The 19483-nt window shown below is 50.4% G+C and carries 20 protein-coding genes and 1 tRNA gene; 19 read left to right on the plus strand and 2 right to left on the minus strand.

What is annotated here, in order from left to right:
- Positions 1–34: 34 nt before the first annotated feature.
- A complete protein-coding gene (locus BGX12_RS06835; protein WP_109735344.1) occupies positions 35–664 on the plus strand; it encodes a CatB-related O-acetyltransferase in 630 nt (209 codons plus the stop codon).
- A complete protein-coding gene (locus BGX12_RS06840) occupies positions 661–1470 on the plus strand; it encodes an HAD family hydrolase (RefSeq protein WP_109735345.1) in 810 nt (269 codons plus the stop codon). The genes BGX12_RS06835 and BGX12_RS06840 overlap by 4 nt, the downstream gene beginning before the upstream one ends.
- On the opposite strand, the gene BGX12_RS06845 is transcribed toward BGX12_RS06840, so the two are convergent.
- A complete protein-coding gene (locus BGX12_RS06845) occupies positions 1462–4173 on the minus strand; it encodes a TIGR02171 family protein (RefSeq protein WP_109735346.1) in 2712 nt (903 codons plus the stop codon). The two genes, BGX12_RS06840 and BGX12_RS06845, sit on opposite strands and share 9 nt — an antisense overlap.
- Before the next feature lie 68 nt (positions 4174–4241).
- Here BGX12_RS06845 and miaB point away from each other — a divergent pair, with 68 nt between their 5' ends.
- The 9 genes from miaB to argS all read left to right on the plus strand — a co-directional run bounded on the left by miaB (position 4242) and on the right by argS (position 11027).
- Positions 4242–5567 carry a tRNA (N6-isopentenyl adenosine(37)-C2)-methylthiotransferase MiaB gene (gene miaB / locus BGX12_RS06850; protein WP_109735347.1) on the plus strand — a complete coding sequence of 442 codons (1326 nt, stop codon included), beginning with the start codon at positions 4242–4244 and terminating at the stop codon, positions 5565–5567.
- Between the two features lie 32 nt (positions 5568–5599).
- A complete protein-coding gene (locus BGX12_RS06855; protein WP_146196276.1) occupies positions 5600–6544 on the plus strand; it encodes an SPOR domain-containing protein in 945 nt (314 codons plus the stop codon).
- A 77-nt stretch (positions 6545–6621) separates the two neighbouring features.
- A tRNA-Leu gene (locus BGX12_RS06860) sits at positions 6622–6705 on the plus strand.
- Between the two features lie 23 nt (positions 6706–6728).
- The gene (locus BGX12_RS06865; protein WP_109735349.1) at positions 6729–7493 is read left to right on the plus strand and encodes a hypothetical protein; all 765 of its coding nucleotides are present in this window, start codon (positions 6729–6731) and stop codon (positions 7491–7493) included.
- Positions 7494–7509: 16 nt separating this feature from the next.
- Positions 7510–7857 carry an aspartate 1-decarboxylase gene (panD, locus tag BGX12_RS06870; RefSeq protein ID WP_109735350.1) on the plus strand — a complete coding sequence of 116 codons (348 nt, stop codon included), beginning with the start codon at positions 7510–7512 and terminating at the stop codon, positions 7855–7857.
- A 66-nt stretch (positions 7858–7923) separates the two neighbouring features.
- Positions 7924–8517 carry a hypothetical protein gene (locus BGX12_RS06875; protein WP_109735351.1) on the plus strand — a complete coding sequence of 198 codons (594 nt, stop codon included), beginning with the start codon at positions 7924–7926 and terminating at the stop codon, positions 8515–8517.
- A complete protein-coding gene (locus BGX12_RS06880) occupies positions 8518–8913 on the plus strand; it encodes a LytR C-terminal domain-containing protein (protein WP_109735352.1) in 396 nt (131 codons plus the stop codon).
- A gap of 1 nt (position 8914) precedes the next feature.
- Positions 8915–9328 (plus strand): ribosome silencing factor, encoded by a 414-nt coding sequence (gene rsfS, locus BGX12_RS06885; protein ID WP_109735353.1) that lies wholly within the window; start codon positions 8915–8917, stop codon positions 9326–9328.
- A complete protein-coding gene (argS, locus tag BGX12_RS06890) occupies positions 9315–11027 on the plus strand; it encodes an arginine--tRNA ligase (RefSeq protein WP_109735354.1) in 1713 nt (570 codons plus the stop codon). The genes rsfS and argS overlap by 14 nt, the downstream gene beginning before the upstream one ends.
- A 493-nt stretch (positions 11028–11520) precedes the next feature.
- On the opposite strand, the gene BGX12_RS06895 is transcribed toward argS, so the two are convergent.
- Positions 11521–12642, minus strand: coding sequence for a fibrobacter succinogenes major paralogous domain-containing protein (locus BGX12_RS06895; RefSeq protein WP_109735355.1), 1122 nt, complete (start codon positions 12640–12642; stop codon positions 11521–11523).
- A gap of 175 nt (positions 12643–12817) precedes the next feature.
- Here BGX12_RS06895 and purU point away from each other — a divergent pair, with 175 nt between their 5' ends.
- The 8 genes from purU to BGX12_RS06935 all read left to right on the plus strand — a co-directional run bounded on the left by purU (position 12818) and on the right by BGX12_RS06935 (position 19464).
- Positions 12818–13663 carry a formyltetrahydrofolate deformylase gene (gene purU, locus BGX12_RS06900; RefSeq protein ID WP_109735356.1) on the plus strand — a complete coding sequence of 282 codons (846 nt, stop codon included), beginning with the start codon at positions 12818–12820 and terminating at the stop codon, positions 13661–13663.
- Positions 13664–13672: 9 nt separating this feature from the next.
- Positions 13673–14146: a hypothetical protein gene (locus tag BGX12_RS06905; protein WP_109735357.1), complete on the plus strand. Its 474-nt coding sequence runs from the start codon at positions 13673–13675 to the stop codon at positions 14144–14146.
- A 24-nt stretch (positions 14147–14170) separates the two neighbouring features.
- On the plus strand, positions 14171–14842 hold the full coding sequence (gene pyrE, locus BGX12_RS06910; protein ID WP_109735358.1) for an orotate phosphoribosyltransferase: 672 nt from the start codon (positions 14171–14173) through the stop codon (positions 14840–14842).
- Between the two features lie 6 nt (positions 14843–14848).
- The gene (locus BGX12_RS06915) at positions 14849–15538 is read left to right on the plus strand and encodes a hypothetical protein (protein WP_233246295.1); all 690 of its coding nucleotides are present in this window, start codon (positions 14849–14851) and stop codon (positions 15536–15538) included.
- The gene (locus tag BGX12_RS06920) at positions 15538–16803 is read left to right on the plus strand and encodes a hypothetical protein (RefSeq protein ID WP_109735360.1); all 1266 of its coding nucleotides are present in this window, start codon (positions 15538–15540) and stop codon (positions 16801–16803) included. Before BGX12_RS06915 ends, BGX12_RS06920 begins: the two co-directional genes overlap by 1 nt.
- 47 nt (positions 16804–16850) lie before the next feature.
- Entirely contained in the window at positions 16851–18242 is a 1392-nt protein-coding gene (locus BGX12_RS06925) for a DEAD/DEAH box helicase (RefSeq protein WP_109735361.1), read from the plus strand.
- A 125-nt stretch (positions 18243–18367) separates the two neighbouring features.
- Positions 18368–19129 carry a type I methionyl aminopeptidase gene (gene map, locus BGX12_RS06930; RefSeq protein ID WP_109735362.1) on the plus strand — a complete coding sequence of 254 codons (762 nt, stop codon included), beginning with the start codon at positions 18368–18370 and terminating at the stop codon, positions 19127–19129.
- Entirely contained in the window at positions 19129–19464 is a 336-nt protein-coding gene (locus tag BGX12_RS06935) for a hypothetical protein (protein ID WP_109735363.1), read from the plus strand. The genes map and BGX12_RS06935 overlap by 1 nt, the downstream gene beginning before the upstream one ends.
- Positions 19465–19483 lie beyond the last annotated feature (19 nt).

Raw genomic sequence — 19483 nt, forward strand, 5'->3', positions numbered from 1 at the left:
GTAAAGCTAGCATTTTTTATTTTTGTAAACCGATATGAGTCCGAATCCAAACACAGTTCATCCCATCGCTGGGTACGATAAAGAAATCTACGTGAAACCCACCATCAAAAATCCAAACATCGTCGTTGGGGATTTCACCTATATAGCTGATTCGGATTTCGAAAGTCATGTCACCCATTTCTACCCTTGGAGCAGGGATAAGCTGATTATCGGCAAATTTTGCCAAATTGCCGCAGGCGTTGAATTCGTCATGAACGACGCCAACCATCAGATGAATTCCGTTTCCACATTTCCTTTCTACACCCTTGAAGGTTGGAACATGAAGCCACCCAAGGCTGAAGACATGCCGCTCAAGGGCAACACTGTCATTGGGAATGACGTATGGATCGGTCAAAACGCCACCATACTCCCGGGTACACAAATTGGAGACGGAGCCATCATCGGAGCAAGCAGCGTTGTGTGCGGGAAAGTCGAGCCCTATACAATCATTGCAGGAAACCCAGCAAAACCTATCCGCAAGCGATTTGACGACGAACTGATTAGTATGATGCAAAAATGGAAATGGTGGGACAAATCCATTGAAGAAATCAATAGTTTGATTCCAATTCTCACCAACAGCAATCTCGAAATCGTCAAAGAAAAAATCAAAGAGTTTTTGAAATGACATCTTCCACAGAACTGAAAGAACTATTGGACCACAAGGAACTGTTCATTTTTGACCTGGACGGCACCATGTTCAATTCTCTGGGGGACTTGGCTCCCGCGGTGAATTACGCCTTGAAGGCATTTGGCGTCCAGCAGATTTCAAAAGACAATGTAAGAAGTTGCATCGGGAATGGTTCTAGAAATTTGATTCGCAGGTCTGTGGCATCGGGCCTTATGTTTGCCGCAGGAAAAACCGCCGGCGAGCCCATTGCAGGTAAAAGCAACGCCGAACATCTGGATGTTAGGAATGCAGAAGCTGTCGCCGCAGTATTAGAAAGCGCTGGCTTTGATGAAGCAAAAATTGACGAAGTCCTGAAAACTTATTCCAATTATTACTGGGAACATTGCACCGAAGATACGGAACCTTACGAAGGGGTCATCGAAATTATCAAACGCATCAACGCCCTTGGTAAAAATGCAGCCATGCTTACCAACAAGCCGGAACTTCCCGCCAAGAAAATTTTGGCGAAGTTCGGATTGATTGGCGGCGAAAGCGCTGACCTTATTTCAGCATACCTTTGTGGAGACACCTCACCGGAGCGCAAGCCCTCCCCTGCAGGCATTTTCGCCATCATGAATCAATTCGGAATTGCAGCCGAAAAAGCCGTCATGATTGGAGATGACACTCCTGACGTAATGGCGGCAAAAAACGCTGGCATCGACAGCATCATCTGCCTGAAAGGGTTCGGCCGACCTGAGAATTTACTGCCCTTGGAGCCCAAGTACACCGCGGGCCACATCAAGGATTTTGCAGAATTACTTTAAAGTCTGAATCAAGGAGTCCAGACGGTAAGTAAGCTGAGCGGCCCCTGTTATGGATAGATGGTCCGCATTGTATGCCATATTGTTACCATAATCATGGTCGCCCATCTTGTTCTCATCCATCAGGATAATGTCCATGTGCTTGACGGAGTCAATCAATTCAAGAGAACGGGACCTGTTGAGTCCATAGATGCCGAAAGCACCTGTATTTTTGTACTTGGGATTCTGAGGCGGAATAAGGGCAATTAGCTGGACCTCATTTTCCTTGGCCATTTTGCACATACTCCGTAAGGTATCCATGTTCGTCCAAATGTTGGTCTTATTTATTTCGTAGGCTTCAATGGAGTCTCGGTAAATCACAGGACTTCCCCATCCTTCGGTGGGCAGCAAAATATTATCATAGGTATAGGGCAAAGTCAGCGAATCTGTGGGCTTGTAGGAATCCTTCACCGCTGTTACAAAGGATTCGCTTACACCATCAGGCCAGAAATCATGATTTTCGTCGTAACGGAAACCCGGAGAGCCCTGATAGATTAGATTCCAACTGGAGTTTTCATCGGTAATCAAGAAGTCGGGAGAAAACTCTACTACAACATATTTCGCCTTTGTATGCTTAAGGACATAGTTCTTGAAAAGGTAATACATGCCAGAAAAATCGCCCGAAGAGAAACCCATGTTCACCAGGACGCCAGAAACATACTTCTTTTCGTCGATGCCAAACATCACTCTGGAACTACCAAGGGCAACCACGGAAGCAACATCCTTCTTGGTCCAGAAGGACTCCATTTTCACTCTTAAATCCAGACCGAAGAACGGTACACCGGCGGTAAAATAAACCCCTGCGCTATCAAAATTCAACAGACTCTCTTCACCAGCCCCACCCTGATTCTTGAACCAGAAATCCGGATGCCACAGCTCTTCCCCTTCGGCAATCTCTGTAACAGAGGAGTCTAAAGTGTTTATAATTACGATTTTTTCGTGCGCGCCATTGACGTTCGTCAAACTTGCAATAATCAGGTCGTTTGCAGCCCATTCCGTATGGTCGAAAGCGTAGTTGGATGGAGACGGGAAAACATCCACCAACTGGCCAAGACTATCAACCACTAGAATTCGTTCGTGGACGCCATAGGATTCGTCCACATAGTCCGTCCCCTTTACGCTTCCAAAATCCAGGAACAAAGTTTTCTTAAGATCATCCTTGGAGAGGGACGCATTGCAGGCCTGGTTATTATTGAACCAGATAGTATCTACTCCAGAAACATGAACACGAAGTTTCCTTGCTCCGGATACAGCGAACTTTTTCTGGGCATCGACCCCGCCATGGTAGGCGCCATCAAAAAGTTTTTTGGGTGTCCCGAACTTACCATTCATAAAGGAGACGCTCCAGGTGGAGTTTTCCATAAACGTCTTTGTATTTTCGTTATTCCCGGCATCCGAAACATAAACAATAGAGGTATCCCCATCAAAAATCTTCCAGCGAGGAATTGCCGCAGACGGCACATCCAATTTCACCAGGTTCGTCCCTGCCGTATTCAGGTCACGGACATAAACTGCAGACGTCCCAGATACCCCTTCCGTACCAGTACTGAATGCGACCTTCTTTCCATCAGGAGAAATGACAGGATGATAGACTTTTAAGGTGTCCTTAATCTCGGAAACAGAAGCTACTCCCGAAGAAAAGTCAATTATATCCAAGTTTCCCGTTACTTCGTTACGGAAGACTACCTTAGCCTGATATGTTCCCGTGAGGTTTCGGATGGTAAGGGGACTTGCCAGGGGAATTACCCTGCTTGTAGCCGCTCCCCCACGATTGTCCATCCATTGAGCGTCGGGAATGGATCCATAAGCCAGACGAAAACCGATATAGTCCTTGTGCGTCTCGGATGTAACAGTATAAACATCCCCTCGGGTATAGAGTTCCATATCGCAAGGAACGTCGCGGAAACTCCCTCCCTTCACCACCCGCTGTCCAAGATTTCCCCCATCGGGTGCACCGACATAATTCACGAGGGTCACATTCGCAAAGTTGCCCAGCCAGTCATTCATCCATTCCATGACATTTCCGGCCATGTCACAGATACCAGAAGAGTGCACCTGCATGGAACAGACCTTATGACTCCGATAATCGGAATTGTCCGCATTCCAGCTGTTGTTGGGATTCCAGACCTTGTTCGCCACCAGGACCCATTCCGCTTCCGTAGGCAAGCGAATCGCCTCTACTTCAGGGCGGAAAACGAATCCTTCCAGGTTAATACAGTGACCTTTTTCATCATAGAAGGCAGAATTGTAGGTATAGGCGGTATCTTTCCTGATGCTCTTGCTTTTAGCATTTGCAAAAAGAACTGCATCATAGTAGGTAATATCCGTCGCAGGTAAGGAATCATTTTCGCAATCCAGGACAAGCCCCCCCTCTCGTTGGAAAGCATTAAACTCTCCGCAAGTGACTTCTGTACGGCCAATCGAGAAATCATAGTCAAAATCGACTCGCATCTGGGGACGTTCAATGGCCTTGGCTTTCCTTTCCGTGCCCAAAAAGGCAAAAGCACCAGCAGCCCGAACGAAAACCATACCTTCGATGGAACTTTCCTCTACATCGACAGGAGAGGCTATGACGTAAGCATCGGATCCGCTATCGCATGCACTAGCCATCAGCAGACAGCCTACGTACACTAGATAGGGATACAAGAACTTCAAATACTTCGCCATAAAAAATCTAACCTCCGCCCAAAGATAAAAAACTTTTACAATTTTGTTTTTCTATCTTTGGCCTCGTTATGAAGAAATATTACTTGGCCACATACGGCTGCCAGATGAACGAGTACGATTCCGCCCTCATTGCCCAGCAATTGGACATGCGTGGCTGCATAGAGACCGGTGACATTGCCGAAGCCGATTTCATTATCGTCAACACCTGCTCCGTTCGCGAAAAGGCAGAGGATACCGCATTTGCCAACATCAGCAAGTACCGCAAGCTGAAAAAGGCCAACCCCGACAAGAAGGTGGTTGTCTGCGGTTGCATGGCCAAGAACCGCGGCCCGGAAATTCTCAAGCGACTGAAGGTGGTGAACTACGTCGTGGGTCCGGACCAGTATTCGAAAATTCCTGAGCTTCTGCTGGACGGTCCTGACAGCCCGTTGCACAAGACTCACCACCGTATGTTCCTGGATGAGGACATCACGGAAAACTATGTGGGCAATTACGCCAAGGTGAAGCACGACTTCAGCACTTTTGTGACGATCCAGCGCGGATGTAACAAGCGCTGCAGCTACTGTATCGTCCCCTACCTCCGCGGTCCGGAAAAGTACCGCGACATGAACGACGTTCTGACTGAAGTCCAGAAGGCTGCCGACAAGGGCATTACCGAAGTCATGCTTTTGGGCCAGACAGTCAACGCCTACAAGAATGGCGACAACAATTTTGCCACCTTGCTCACCAAGGTTTCTGAAATCGGCGGCATCCAGCGCATCCGCTTTACCAGCCCCCATCCGAGGCATTACACCAACGAACTGATCGACGTTCTGCTGAACAACCCCAAGGTTTGCCACTACGCCCACATTCCTATCCAGAGCGGTAGCGACGCCATGCTGAAGAAGATGCGCCGCCAGCACAACATGGAACAGTACATGAGCGTCATCGAGCAGCTCCGCAGCAAGGATCCGTACTACGCCATTTCTACCGACGTGATCTGCGGTTTTGTGGGCGAAACGGAACAGGACTTCGAGGATACCATGAAGGCTTTTGAGGCCTGCCAGTTCGACACCGCCTACATGTTCATCTACAGCCCGCGAAAGGGAACCGAATCCTACAAGGAACAGGAAACCCTCACCGCCGAAGAAAAGCTGGCTCGCCACACCCGTCTGGTGGAACTTCAGAACGAAATCACCAAGAAGCGAAACGAGATGATGCTGGGCCGTACCGAGACCTTGCTGGTGGAAGGCTGTTCCAGCCGCGACAGCGAGGAACTCATGGGCAAGACCGACAACTTCAAGAAGGTCATCTTCAAGCCTTCCGAGGGGCGCATCGTAAAGCCGGGCGACTACGTGAAGGTGAAAATTGACGACATCCGCGGATGGACATTGCGCGGGACATTGCTAGACTAAAATTGGTAGATTAGGCTTTCGGAGAAATAAAGTTGAAACGCTCTATTATTCTTTTGTCTGTATCACTCGCTGCCGCCATGGCAAGCGCACAAACCGAAGCACCCGTTACCATGGCCGATGCTCAGAAGGCCTATGTTTCCGGCAACTGGAAGGAAGCCGCCACGGCTTATGAAAAAGTATGTCCCAGCCAGCCTAAAGAAGCCCAGGTAAGCTGCAATTTGTGGGGAGTCCTTGCGCTTTCCCAGATTGGTGACGCCAAGTCCTTCAAGAAGGCGGGTACCCGACTAGACAGCCTTATTAACACAACCAACCCTCAGCACGACAACTATGCAGACCTGGTAATGACGCGGGCCCAGTTCATGCTGTATCTTGGAAAATATGACAAGGCTGCCGAAGAACTGATCCATGCCATCGAGACATCCAGGCCCAGCCAGAGCCTTGTGCTCCAGAAAGTTTGCTCTGCAGTTCTTTCTAGAACCAAATCCGAGGAACTTTACGAACGTTGCGAAGGCTTGAAACATCCTGAAGTTATTGCCCCCGCAAAGCCAGCCACAGAAGCAGCAAAGCCCGCCGAAGTCAAGACAGCGGAAGTCAAGCCCGCAGTTGCCGAAAACAAGCCCGTAGAAGCAAAGCCTACCGAACCGGTAGCGGCCCCCCAAGCACCTGCAGCACCAGTCGCAGCAGCCCCCGCCCCCACACAGGCAGCTCCGGCACCTGCAACAGAAACAGCAAAACCTGCCGAAGAGTACTGGATTTTGCAGTTGGGAGCCTTTGGAGTCCGTGAAAACGCCAATCTTCTGGTTACAAACCTCAAGAAGCAGAAAATTTCCAGCACCGTCGTAGAAATGCCCCGTGGAGATAGAACACTCTATTTAGTCCAGACAGGGCACTTTTCCACCAGAGAAGAGGCAAATTCTTACGGCGAGAAAGCACTTTTGCCCTTAAATGTGGAATTTCAGCCCCTTCTTAAGAAATAATTTACAGAAAAAAGCCATTTTTTCGGATTGTTCCCTCCAAAAAAAATATAAAGTGTTCTATATTTAATTCAACCCTTGCCGGGGTGGTGAAATTGGTAGACGCGTCGGACTCAAAATCCGATACTCGTGAGAGTGTGAGGGTTCGATTCCCTCCCCCGGCACTAAATGGATGAGGTCTGGAAAAATGTTAAATTGGTGTAAGACAGTTAGTGCAGTGCTTCTTTGCGGTACTCTCGCTTTCGCTCAGTTTGACGACGAAGAATCCTCCGCAGAATCTTACGACTACGGTACCTCCGAATCCACCGAATACGCAGAAGACATTTCTGACTCTTCTGAACCTTCCGAAGAAAAATCTGTCGGTACTGCAAATGCAGCAGGCGACGAATGGGCTGGCTTCAATTACGAAGAAATGGGTATTTCCCAGTGGGAATTCCAGCAGGCCAAGGAAGAAGGTATTTCTCGCGACAAATTGACACAGCTCGTTGAAATGGGCGTTCGTCCTTCTGAATACATGCAGCATCCTTGGGAAAAGCTGGGTGTTTCCGAAGAAGAATGGCTCAACCAGCGTACCGGCGGTATGGAAGATGCAGACATCGACCGTTCCTATCGTAACCGTTCCGGTAACCAGAGCTACGCTTACCTTTCCCTTCTGGTTCCTTCCCTCTATCAGTGGAAGATGGATCAGTCCATGAAGGCCATCTGGATGGACGCTCTTTGGGTCACCAGCGTCGGCGCAACCGTTTATCTGGCTGCTGACGGCAATTCCGCTTGGTGGTACGGTCTGCTTTTCGTTGCAGGCGCACACCTTTGGTCCTTTGCAGATGCATTCTTCGGCACCCAGTGGGACAGCAATCCTGACGCCAACCGCTTTAGCTACGGCGTCATTCCTACCCCGTCTAGCGACAACGCAGGCATGGGCGTCGCAGGATTCCTTAACATTAAGTTCTAACTTAGTTTAAGTAATCATGCAGCTTGAACTCCTTAAATGTAAGATTCACCGCGCAACGGTAACCGATGCAAACCTGAACTACCAGGGATCCATTACGATTGCCCGTGATTTGATGGACGCCGCAGGCCTCCTGCCCTACGAAAAAGTTGGCGTGCTGGACGTAAATAACGGTTCCCGTTTGGATACGTACGTGATCGAAGGTCCCGCAAAGTCCGGCATGATCTGCCTGAACGGCGCTGCAGCCCGTCTTGTTCAGCCTGGTGATTTGGTCATTATCGTAGCCTACGCTACCATGAGCCCCGAAGAAGCCAAGACTTGGCAGCCCATCGTCGTTCATGTCAACGAAAAGAACGAGATCATCTAGTCTGCCACGGGATTTACAAGCATTTGGAAAGCGAGTCAGGAGACTCGCTTTTGCTATATTCAGAGCATGAAACTCTCTACGTTCTTCCTCATTACGAGCGCTTGTCTGACTGCGGGTGTAATTCACGCCCAGCAGGCCTTGCCGAGTAAGTCCAGGAACGTCGTAAAGGAAGAACAGGAAGTCGCCAGGGACACCATCCATGACACTGTCTATGTAGAAGTTCAGGACGGAGTCCCCTGGAATCGAGAAAGTTTTCCACCTAGCCGCCTCGTCCGAAAAGGGCCTTCCTTTGACGAAGCTTTGAAGGTGGGTTACACCTATTCCGTCAGCTTCGTGGGGGGAAGCTTTGGAACATTCGCTCACCAGAGCTACATGGCTCATGTGGACTACGAGTTCACCCCCAACCTTCATCTGTATGCCGATCTCGGCCTGTGGATGCCCCTCTATGCAAATTTTCGCTCGGATGCTCCCGTAGCCAGAGAGGATGTTCGACAGGGACGGGTAGGTTTCGTCCTCCCCGACATAGCCCTGGAATACAAGCCTAGCGAAAATACCTACATGCGTCTAATGTTCGTGAACGAGCGAGACGCTCTAAAAGCCTACGGGCCGTCCCCATACTACTACTGCAGTCCTTATAGAAATTCTATCTTTTGCAGGTAGATGCGACTTATTGCTTGCCTAGTATTCTGTGCCCTTCTGTGGGGATGCAACGAGGTTCGGGAAGAAGCTCCCAAGCCCCGTGTGGTCCGTACGTACAAGGGCGACGTGGAACTACTGAACAGTTGCGGCATTCAGGGGGCAGCTGCTTCCATACGAGCCTTCCTGAGAGAGAACGGTTTCGACGTGGTCAGTTCCCGAAACGACCTGCTGCAGAATTACGAAGAGACAATCATCGTTCTCAGGAATCCCGAATGGGAAGGCGCCCAGGCACTTGCAAGTACCTTAAGGACAAAGAACGTACTGATTGTGGGAAGCGACCACCCGGCTGTAGTTGATGCAGCCGTGTACATTGGAAAAGACTTTAAACAAATCATCGAACCCGAAGAGGGAAAATAAAATGACAACAAGAAATGACCTGCCGGAATCCATCCAGTTGGGCGCAAGCATTCTTTTTGAACTGCGCGCTCAGGACGTGCAACTCATCGACCTTCGCGGCATCAAGGACGTAACCGATTACTTCCTGATCGCAACCTGCGAAAGCGAAGCCCAGATGCAGGCTATCCTCAATGAACTCCACAAGGAATTCAAGGCTAACAAGGTTCCTACCCTGGGCGTTGAATATAAGGAAGGCGTTCGCTGGGCTGTGTTCGACGCAGGCATGGACCTGATGGTTCACCTGTTCGAAGAAGAAAAGCGTGCAGAAATTTCCCTGGACCGTCTGTATGCTGACGGCAAAATTGAAGAACTGAACGAAGAGGACTTCGTCCGCGAAGCCACCAAGAAGTCTGGAGACGACAATGAACTCGTTTGAGCAAGAAATTGCAAGTGCGCTGGAAGCTACCGGCAGCTTTACTGCCGAAGCCGCTCTCAAGCTTATCTCTGTGCCGCCTGATACCACTCACGGCAACTTCACCATCCCCTGCTTCTCCCTTGCAAAGACTCTCCGCAAGGCCCCGAAGATTATCGCAGAGGAATTGGCAGCCCAGGTAAAGCTCCCTGCAGGCCTTTCCAAGGTGGAAGCTGTTAACGGCTACCTGAATTTCTTTATCGACCGCAACTTCCTCGCCAAGTCCACTCTGGAAGGCATCGCTTCCAAGGGACTTCACTACGGCCATCAGGAACCTAATGGCAAGGTGGTCTGCATTGACTTCAGCTCCCCCAACATCGGTAAGGAACTGGCATTCCATCACCTGCGTTCTACCATGATCGGCAACAGCCTTTCCCGCATTTATAAGGCCGCCGGTTACAAGGTGGAACGAATCAACCATCTGGGCGACTGGGGTACCGCATTCGGTAAGCTCATCGTGATGTACCTCCGCGAAAACCGCCCCACCGACCAGGCAACTCTGGATTCCCTGACCGTCAAGGAACTGAACATCCTTTACGCCGCCTTCTCCAAGGCATGCAAGGAAGAGCCGGGTCTGGAAGATGAAGCCCGCGCCGCATTTACCAAGCTGGAACAGGGCGATGAATTCTACCGCACCCTGTGGTCCGCCTTCAAGGCCGCAACCCTGAAGGAACTGATGCGCATCTACGATATGATGGGCGTCGGTTTCGACCACTACACTGGTGAATCCTTCTTTGAAGACAAGATTCCCGCCATTCTCGATGAACTGCGCGAAAAGAACCTGATGATCAAGAGCCAGGATCTGGACGTGGTGATGCTGGACGAATTCGACCTGAATCCCTGCCTGATCCGCAAGAGCGACGGCTCGACTTTGTACGCAACCCGCGACCTGGCAGCAGCAGATTACCGCATGAAGGAATACAACTTCGACAAGTGCCTCTATGTGGTCGACCTGGGACAGGCTCTGCACTTCAAGCAGGTCTTCCATGTGCTGAAGAAGATGGGCCGCGAATGGTACACCAACATGTACCACATTCCTTTTGGCGTGATCCTCCAGCTGGTAGACGGCAAGTGGGAAAAGGGCAAGACCCGTACTGGTACCGCAAGCCTTTTGCGTGACGTGATTGAAGCTGCACAGAAGAAGATTCTTGAATTTATCGACGCCAAGAATCCGGAGCTGGAAAACAAGGAACTGATTGCCCGCCAGATCGGTATTTCCGCACTGACCTTCAACGACCTGAAGAACAGCCGCGTGAAGGACGTCCGCTTTGACTGGGATGCAGTCATGAGCTTCGAAGGCGACACTGGTCCTTACGTCCAGAATGCACACGTCCGTCTTTGCAGCATCATGCGCAAGGCCGGCTATACCGTGCCCGTTTCCGATGTGAACTACGACCAGCTGGCAGACGACGCCGCCTATAGTCTGATCAACCTTCTTTCCAAGAAGGCTGACAAGATTCTCGGCGCTGTAGCCGCTGACGAACCTAGCGTTCTCGCCCAGTACGCCCTGGAAATCGCAGAAGCCGCACACAAGTTCATCCACGAAGACCGAGTTCTCGGCAGCGCCGAAGAAAAGTCCCGTCTGTTCCTGGTGCAGTCCACCCAGATTGTCCTGGAAAACGTCCTGGACCTTCTCGGCCTCTTCCCGATCCGCTCCATGTAATTGGGGAGCCGCAGCCAAAATCTGCGGCAACCACAACAAGCAAAAAAGAACCGCGACTCAATCGCGGTTCTTTTTCATATTCTTTCTAAAAGAAGTCACATCCTGCTATAACGTTCTCGACCTGCTTGCGCGTCGGCCACAACCATTTAAGGCGAATACCGCAGCCATGCTTGCATGGATATGGTTGAGCCGATTGGTTGGCACTTGTGCCAGATGGAGGAGGGGTGCAGGGGGATGAGACACATCCCCACTTCGACATCTGTTTATTTTTTCTCTCACTAAGGAGTCGCTTTAGCGACCCTTAGACAAAAAAGAAAAGGCAGGCCAAGTCTCTTTGGCCTGCCGAATTCTTTTTTCAGGGGTCCAGGTAAATGATCACTTAGGGCTTTAGCCCTTAGTGAGAATTATCCCCATAGGGGACAAGTCTTTGTAAGTGCTAAAGCACTAACAAATGCTTCATCCACTTTGTGGACGTACAGAGCCCCCTGCATCACTAATTACCGTTGATGCAGCGGACAGAGTAGCCGTTGACCTTGGCGTTTCCAGGAACCAGCTGACGAACCATCTGGTCACTCATGCGCCCCATGGACCAAAGCCAGATTGTTTCGTTGCGGCCATTCTGACCACTCCAGAAGCCAGCATATTCGCCCATATCTTCGTAACGGACAGTAGACTTACCGATAATCTTGCGATAACCGGAAGAGAACACGGAGAAGCCGTATTCGTCGGTACCGCCACCGCCATGCCAGCCCGTAGTAGCCTTCATCTTCTTGGCAAAGGCTTCGCACTTGTCCACGCCTTCGTAGCAGTGGGTAAGACCGGTAATCATGTCCATCCATTCGCGGTCACGGGGCAGATGCCAGCCTTCGGGACAAGCCTGACGAGCACCTTCAAGGTCGTACAGACGACCGCTGCGAGCACAATAGGAATCCTTGTCTTCATAGCACCAGGAATGGCCTTCCACTTCATAATTCACATTCTGGGCGAACCATTCACGGCCTTCCACCTTGATAGTACGATAGCTCTGACCATCACGAGGGTCTGTGAAGAAACCGGACTTTTCACGGAGATCAGCGCGGTGTTCCTGTTCGGCGCGACGGAATTCCACCACCTTTTCGCGGCGATACTTTTCTCGGCCATAGATTTCGTTGGTCCACGCTTCGTGAGCCTTATCGTTATCGAACTTCAGCTTGATATCGGCAATGGCATACAGGTCGTTTCCGCAAGCCAAGTCTACACCAGCAATGTTGATGATCAGTTCGTGTTCTGTCTTGCCGGACTTGAAAGTACGGGGCTTGTTGAAGTAGGAAATCCATGCTTCCTTGGTATCGTTACAAGTATCGTAGAAATGTTCCTTTTCGATTTTCTGAGCGGGAACAGTCATGTTACCAGCTACGGAGAACTGAAACAGGCCATCGTTTACTCGGAAGGATACGGGCTGTACTTCCTTGTAGTGGGTATACTTACCGAAACGAATGTTTCCATCGATCTTACCGGCAGCATAATCGCCTTCACCTTCGGCGTTGTAGATTGCGTCCCAGGTCTTGGGAGGAGCGGCAAAGGAGACCACTGCGGCAAAACCCATAATTGCAACTAAAGCAGATTTGAAATTCATTATTTTCTTCTTCTGTTAAATGATAGTGCAAAATTAGTTTTTTTTGTTCCCGCTTGAAAGTCTTCTTTTTACAAACTAATGTAAAAAAGATTTCAAAGGCAAAAACGACTGGGAAAAGCTTTATTTTCGCAATTTTTGCAGGAATTTTTCATCGCAGATTTTTTAACTTTTAAGCATGGCTATTACACGTTACATTTTGCAAATTCACTGCCCTGACCAGAAGGGCCTTATTGCCGGTACCACCCAAGTTCTTGCCAAGGCTGGCGCCAATATCATCGACTTGCAGCAGCATACCGCAAAAGATATTGAAACCTTCTTCCTCCGAGCTGTTTTCGAAGCCGACTCCGACAACATCGAAGAAGTGCGCAAGCATCTGGAAACTCTGGAAGGTCACCTCCAGCTAAACTGGAAACTGTTCGATACCACCAAGGTGGAACGTGTTGCGATTTTTGTATCCAAGACGGACCACTGCCTTTACGACCTGCTCCTGAAACACCGCGATGGGGACCTGCCCTGCGAATTCAGCTGCATCGTAGGTAACCACACGGACCTCGCAGCAGTTGGCGGTTCTTTCGGCGTTCCGTTCTACTATGTCCCGTCCAACCCGGACAAGAGCATCCCGGAAAATCGTTTCCGCGAAATCATTGCAGAAACCAAGACCGACACTGTGGTTCTCGCTCGTTACATGCAGATTCTTTCTGCAGCGTTCACCGAAGAATTTAAGTACCGCGTCATCAACATCCATCACGGATTCCTTCCCGCCTTCAAGGGCGCTAAGCCCTACCATCAGGCCTGGAACAAGGGCGTGAAGATTATTGGCGCAACCGCACATTTCGCTACTGAAGACCTGGACCAGGGTCCCATCATCGCCCAGGACATCCAGCGAGTGCCTGAAACAGCAAGCATCAACGAACTGGTGGAACTGGGTAAGGACATCGAAAAGCGCACCCTTTCCCAGGCACTGAAGCTTTGGCTGGAACACCGTGTGTTCGTCTACAACGGTCGCACCTTTATTCTCTAAGGAGTCATTATGTCCGAAGAAAATCTGAATCAGAATGAAAACGAAGCCCCGGTTTCCGAACTGGATATCGTGACTGCAGTTCCCGCCGAAGAACCTGCCAAGCAGGAAGAACCGGCAAAGTCCGATGAACCTCAGGTCATCGTGCAGACCGAACGCGGCTTCGCCCACTATGTTGGTTTTGCCCTGTTGTGCGTACTGTGTGTAGCCTTCTATTTTGCACCGGGTATCGGCCTGACCTACGCCATCAACATGATTCCGGGCGTTAGCCTTGCCGGCATGGCCGCATGGATTCTCAGCGCAATCTTCAGCGTAGTCATCTGGTTGATTTTCAAGTTGAAGATTAAGGGCTTCAAGAAGTCCTTCCGCATCTACATCGCTCTTTGTATCGTGGTTTTCATTGCCATGGTAGCCATCCAGTTCGCAACCGAAAATTCCCACATCTTTGCAAACATTCTGGCCATGCTCACTGGAGCAGAAGGCTAGACCATTTACGCATCCGAGGCAATTATGACCAAGACTGATACTTTTGTCCATTTTCTCGTTGAATCTGGCGCCCTGAAGTTCGGTGACTTCGTCACCAAGAGCGGCCGCAACACCCCGTACTTCATCAATACCGGAGAATTCCGCACTGGCGCATCTTTGTCTAAGTTGGCAGAATTCTACGCCGCAGCATTCGTTGAACATTTCGACGGCAAGGCAACCAACCTCTATGGTCCTGCATACAAGGGCATTCCCCTGTGCGCAGCCACAGCAATGAAGCTTTCCGACGTGTACGCCAAGAACCTGACCTTTACATACAACCGTAAAGAAGTTAAGGACCACGGCGAAGGCGGCTCCCTTGTTGGATACAAGTACGCCGAAAAAACCAACGTGGTGATTATCGAAGACGTGATTACCGCAGGTACTTCCGTCAACGAAACCTTGCAGATTCTCAAGAACATCGAAAACGCAAACGTGATCGGCCTTTTGATTTCTGTAGACCGCAAGGAAAAGCTGGAAAACGGCAAGTCTGCATTGCAGACTGTTCAGGAAGAATACGGCATTGAAGCTCACTCCATCGTGAACATCAACGACATCATCGCCTTCCTGGAAAAGGAAGAAAACCGCAAGGCTATCAACGCTCCTGAAGGTATCCTTGAAAAGGTTTACGCCTACCGCGAACAGTGGGGCGCAAAGTAAGGTAAAGTGACCAAACGCTTTTGGACATTGCTGATTATAGTTTCGGCGTTTCTCATGGGATGCGCCGATTCTTATCATTGGTCAAAGGCCCATCCAGCATACCATAAAGCGCCCTATGGAGAACTGACAATTGCAGGTGTCCAGTCCGCATTCGTGCTCACCCGCACCGCATGGTTCGCCAACCGACTGGACATTCCTAACGACAGCATCCAGCTGAAGATGACCGCCCTTTGCGCCCAGTTCATGCTGGACGAGATGAAGGGAGGCTACAGCAAGCTGAACGTCCTGCCGGATTCGGCAATCTCCCATTTCCCGGAAGAAAGCCAAAAAATTGACGAACGCATATTCCTGAAGGGAAAAATCCCCGAACAAGGCGTCGTCGTGAAAGATCCCGAAGGCAATGTTCCGCCCGTAATCCTGCTCGTTCATGAAGTGATTGTCGGTACGGATTTAAAGCGTGAGGAGTTTTTCGACTATTCCCTGATGCACAACGAAGCTCAGGTGAAAAAAATGGTGGAGAACATTACCGCCATCGTTTCCTACACCTTGTGGGACAACGAAAAGCAGCGTCCCCTGTTTAGCGCCATCGACGAAATTCAGCATCCCGTAAGGTCGTTGACCATGGACGACATGAGGACCCTGATTCGCAAGACGGTCCAGCAAATCCGCACCAACATGTACACGGGAGCAAAGTAATGAAGAATATTTTCTTTGCTATTTCTCTCGTGATGTTCCTGGTTGCAAGCGCCTTTGCAGGTGAAGTCTACTTTGATACCAAGTGGACCTTATGGAGCGACGCGGACATTCTCATCTGGACTCCAGATCCGGAACCAGCCCTGGACATCAAGGAATTCTGCCTTTCCTTACGTCGTAGCAATGGCGGCATAGGCATGCCCAAGTGCCGCGTGTTTGGCGAATGGGAACGCGATTCCATTGCAGTTCGTTACGCCAACTGGCTTAGTGCAAATATCGACCCGGCCCTGGACGCAAGCTACTTGAAGGCAAGACATCCCGCCATGTCTGCAAAAATACAGACTCTGGAAGATTACATCGTTTTATTTGTCGCAGACAAGGGCTCCTACCTCCAGATCGCCATCTTTGACGAAACAGCGAACACTCCCAAGGCCGTAGGAACCGTCAAGAAGACTTCCGACAAGGTCGCCCTGGGCGATGACATCGCCGACACTTTTTTTGACCATCCGACCAAGCGCCGCCTCAGTAAGGAAGAACGCCTGAAGAAGGCAAGCGAACCGGATGATTACTTCAAGGAAATTCCCAATTTCAGGGCATGGGCCGGAATTTCTGCAGGTTATGCCCAGGCACAATTCCCTCTCACTCCGGATGACTGGTACTCAAGTCACATCAAGAGCAGGGTCCGCAACTATCGTATCACGAAAGATTCCGTCAGTTTATGGAACTTTATTGACGATTCCACCCCGTTGTTTACTTTGTATGCAGGATGTATCTGGTACGGTTTTATCGGCGGTGAAATTTTCTACCGCTATTCCAGTCACAAGGTCAAGACAGACAATCAGGATACTATCTACAAGGAACTGGATCACTGGGACTTTGCCCAGCACGAAGTGGGCTTGAACGTCATGTTTTCCAAGACTTTCGATCCTTTCAAGTGGCTGGACATCCACCTTTTCGGTTTCCTGGGTTTCCAATACAGCTTCTACGTGGAAGATATTGAACTCAACGAAGACGTAAAGAAACCATCCAAGGCGTACAGCTCCCGCATCCGTTTTGAAGATGTGTATAAGGGCGCACTCCTTGGTTTTGGTTCCCAGTTCGTCTTTCTTAATCACTACGCTTTCAGCGTACGTACAGGAATGGCCAGCCGCGGCAAGAACGTCTATTCAGACCCAACTCCCGACGCAGCCGCGGAACCTACCACGATTGGTGCTTCTACCATCGACTGGTTTATCAGTTTAGGCCTAGAATACCACTGGAGTTTATAGGCACTCCCCGACGTTACTTTTACGATTTTTCTAGATTTGCACCCATTATGAGTGAAAATCAAGAAGTTGTAAAAGAAGAAAAAGTCAATCCGTTCTTGACTCCAATTAACATTATCGAACCCGAGCACAAGCTTCCCGACTATACTTTTGACATGCTGCCGGAAGAGCAGAAGGCCATCCTCAGAGGTCACGGCTGGACCGACCTGATGCCGGTTCAGCGCAAGACCATGCCCTATATGCTCGCCGCCCGCGATATGCTGGTGCAGTCCAAGACCGGTTCCGGCAAGACAGGCGCTTACGTTCTCCCCCTTTTGCAGGTTATCGTTCGCGACCATCTGTTCCCCCAAGCACTGATTCTGGTGCCTACCCGCGAATTGGCAATCCAGGTGCAGGACGAAGTGCAGAAACTTTCCGAAGGCACCGGTATCAAATCCGTGGCAATTTTCGGCGGCGTTTCCTATGAGCCTCAGCTGAAGGCCCTTAAGGAAGGCGTACACATTATCGTCGCTACCCCGGGTCGTCTGATGGACCATGTAAGCCGCGGCAACGTGGACTTCCTGGATGTACGCGACCTGATTCTTGACGAAGCAGACGAAATGCTTTCCATGGGATTCTATCCCGACATGCAGAAGATCCGCAAGTATCTTCCCAAGCAGCTGGCCTGCACCATGTTCAGCGCCACCATCCCCCAGACAGTGAAGAGCCTGGCCCGCGAATTCCAGCGCCCGTCCGCAGAATTTCTTTCCCTGTCCTACGACAAGGTGATTGCAAACAACCTGGAACACCGCTGGTACTCCTGCGACGTGATGGACAAGGATTCCATGACCATCAAGGTGCTGGAATACGAGAATCCCGAAAGCTGCATGATTTTCTGCAACAAGAAGTGCGACGTCAGCTATCTGGAACAGGTCCTGTCCGGCTACGGCTTTAACGTAGGCGCCCTCTCCGGCGACGTTTCCCAGAACCTCCGCGAAAAGACTTTGAACGCATTCCGCGACAAGAAGCTCCGCATTCTGATTTGCACGGACGTTGCCGCCCGCGGTATCGACGTGGACCATGTGACTCATGTGATCGTTTACGACCATCCGGATGATCACGAAGTTTACGTCCACCGTAGTGGACGTACGGCCCGTGCAGGCCGCAGCGGCGTCTGCATCTCTCTCATCACTCCGGTGGAAGAAATCGAAATCAAGAAGACCGCCTCCGACTTCGGCATCAACTTCATCAAGCAGGAACCTCTTACCAACGAAGCAATCGCCAAGAAGGTTGCAGAACGCACCAAGAAGCAGTTGCAGGAAGTGAGCAAGCGTTTCGGTGGTCAGAAGGCCAAGGAACGCATCAGCCACTTCATCCCCCTGGCCAAGGAACTGGCAAACGGCTCTCAGGACGACCAGATGCTCCTCGCCTACCTGCTGGATCGGTACGTCTGGAAGAAATAGTAGGAAGTAGGAAGTAGGAAGTAGACAGAAATCTATAACCTAAGTCCTTAATCCTAAAAAGAGCTGACCCACTCATCATAAGAAAACTCAACTGACTACCGTCTACTAACAACTGTCTACTAAATATGGCTAAGATTAAAGTAAAGAACGCTAAGGAAATCGAACTGATTCGTGACGCAGGCGCACTTGCTGCAGAAACATTGATTCGCGCAGGTGAAATGTGCAAGCCCGGTGTAAGCACCCTGGAAATCGACGAGTTCATCGGTGACTACACCCGCCAGCACAAGGGCATCTCCGCATGCAAAGGCTATCACGGTTATCCTCGTTACGCATGCATTAGCATCAACGAAGTGGTCTGCCACGGCATCCCCAACGCAAACACCATCCTGAAGGATGGAGACATCGTAAATATCGACATCACCACCATCCTCCAAGGTTATCACGGCGACACTTCCGCCATGTTCTGCGTAGGCAAGGTAAGCAAGTTGGCACAGGAACTGGTGGACACCGCCAAGTTCGCCATGGAAGAAGGTATCCGCGCCGCAGGCGAACAGGGTGCACGCTGGTACGACATTGGTAACGCCATCCAGGACATTGCCGACGAGCACGGCTTTAGCGTGGTCCAGGACTACTGCGGTCACGGTATCGGTCGCGGATTCCACGAAGACCCGCTGGTTTTCCATTTCCGTAACAACGAATACCCCCAGTTCATTGAAGTGGGGAATGTATTCACCGTTGAACCCATGCTGAATTCCGGCCGTCCAGGCACCAAGACTCTGTCCGATGGCTGGACCGCAGTGACCCGCGACGGATCCTTGAGCGCCCAGTGGGAACACACCGTGGTACGCACCAAGGATGGCATTGAAATTCTGACGCTGCCCCGCTAATGTCCTTACTGTCAAACATCAGGGATAAGGCCGTCGAGAAGTTTGTACGGAATCACGAACTGGTCAAGAGGTTCGGTGAAATCCAGACTGTTTCTATCGACTCCGAGCAGGGCATCATCGATGTCACCGTTCTTCTCCACGGGGAAATCGCCCCCATTTCTTTCCGCGGGTTCTACTACCTGGATGACGCCCAATCCGGCGCAGACCTTGTAGTCCGAAAAATTACCTGCGAAAGGATCTGGATTAACGAAGCCCTGGATTACTGGCTCGGCGACAGAACCTTAAGATATAACGTGCCTGGACTTGCCGGCGGCATTGCAAAGATCCTGTTTTAATATATTATAGAGCATGTTC

Origin of the sequence: Fibrobacter sp. UWR4, assembly GCF_003149045.1 — a bacterium.
Taxonomy (GTDB): domain Bacteria; phylum Fibrobacterota; class Fibrobacteria; order Fibrobacterales; family Fibrobacteraceae; genus Fibrobacter.

Bases quoted from the DNA above. Each gene is read 5' to 3' on its own strand.
- BGX12_RS06835 (WP_109735344.1), top strand. From the start codon at position 35: ATGAGTCCGAATCCAAACACAGTTCATCCCATCGCTGGGTACGATAAA.
- BGX12_RS06840 (WP_109735345.1), top strand. From the start codon at position 661: ATGACATCTTCCACAGAACTGAAAGAACTATTGGACCACAAGGAACTG.
- BGX12_RS06845 (WP_109735346.1), bottom strand. From the start codon at position 4,173: ATGGCGAAGTATTTGAAGTTCTTGTATCCCTATCTAGTGTACGTAGGC.
- miaB (WP_109735347.1), top strand. From the start codon at position 4,242: ATGAAGAAATATTACTTGGCCACATACGGCTGCCAGATGAACGAGTAC.
- BGX12_RS06865 (WP_109735349.1), top strand. From the start codon at position 6,729: ATGTTAAATTGGTGTAAGACAGTTAGTGCAGTGCTTCTTTGCGGTACT.
- panD (WP_109735350.1), top strand. From the start codon at position 7,510: ATGCAGCTTGAACTCCTTAAATGTAAGATTCACCGCGCAACGGTAACC.
- BGX12_RS06875 (WP_109735351.1), top strand. From the start codon at position 7,924: ATGAAACTCTCTACGTTCTTCCTCATTACGAGCGCTTGTCTGACTGCG.
- BGX12_RS06880 (WP_109735352.1), top strand. From the start codon at position 8,518: ATGCGACTTATTGCTTGCCTAGTATTCTGTGCCCTTCTGTGGGGATGC.
- rsfS (WP_109735353.1), top strand. From the start codon at position 8,915: ATGACAACAAGAAATGACCTGCCGGAATCCATCCAGTTGGGCGCAAGC.
- argS (WP_109735354.1), top strand. From the start codon at position 9,315: ATGAACTCGTTTGAGCAAGAAATTGCAAGTGCGCTGGAAGCTACCGGC.
- BGX12_RS06895 (WP_109735355.1), bottom strand. From the start codon at position 12,642: ATGAATTTCAAATCTGCTTTAGTTGCAATTATGGGTTTTGCCGCAGTG.
- purU (WP_109735356.1), top strand. From the start codon at position 12,818: ATGGCTATTACACGTTACATTTTGCAAATTCACTGCCCTGACCAGAAG.
- BGX12_RS06905 (WP_109735357.1), top strand. From the start codon at position 13,673: ATGTCCGAAGAAAATCTGAATCAGAATGAAAACGAAGCCCCGGTTTCC.
- pyrE (WP_109735358.1), top strand. From the start codon at position 14,171: ATGACCAAGACTGATACTTTTGTCCATTTTCTCGTTGAATCTGGCGCC.
- BGX12_RS06920 (WP_109735360.1), top strand. From the start codon at position 15,538: ATGAAGAATATTTTCTTTGCTATTTCTCTCGTGATGTTCCTGGTTGCA.
- BGX12_RS06925 (WP_109735361.1), top strand. From the start codon at position 16,851: ATGAGTGAAAATCAAGAAGTTGTAAAAGAAGAAAAAGTCAATCCGTTC.
- map (WP_109735362.1), top strand. From the start codon at position 18,368: ATGGCTAAGATTAAAGTAAAGAACGCTAAGGAAATCGAACTGATTCGT.
- BGX12_RS06935 (WP_109735363.1), top strand. From the start codon at position 19,129: ATGTCCTTACTGTCAAACATCAGGGATAAGGCCGTCGAGAAGTTTGTA.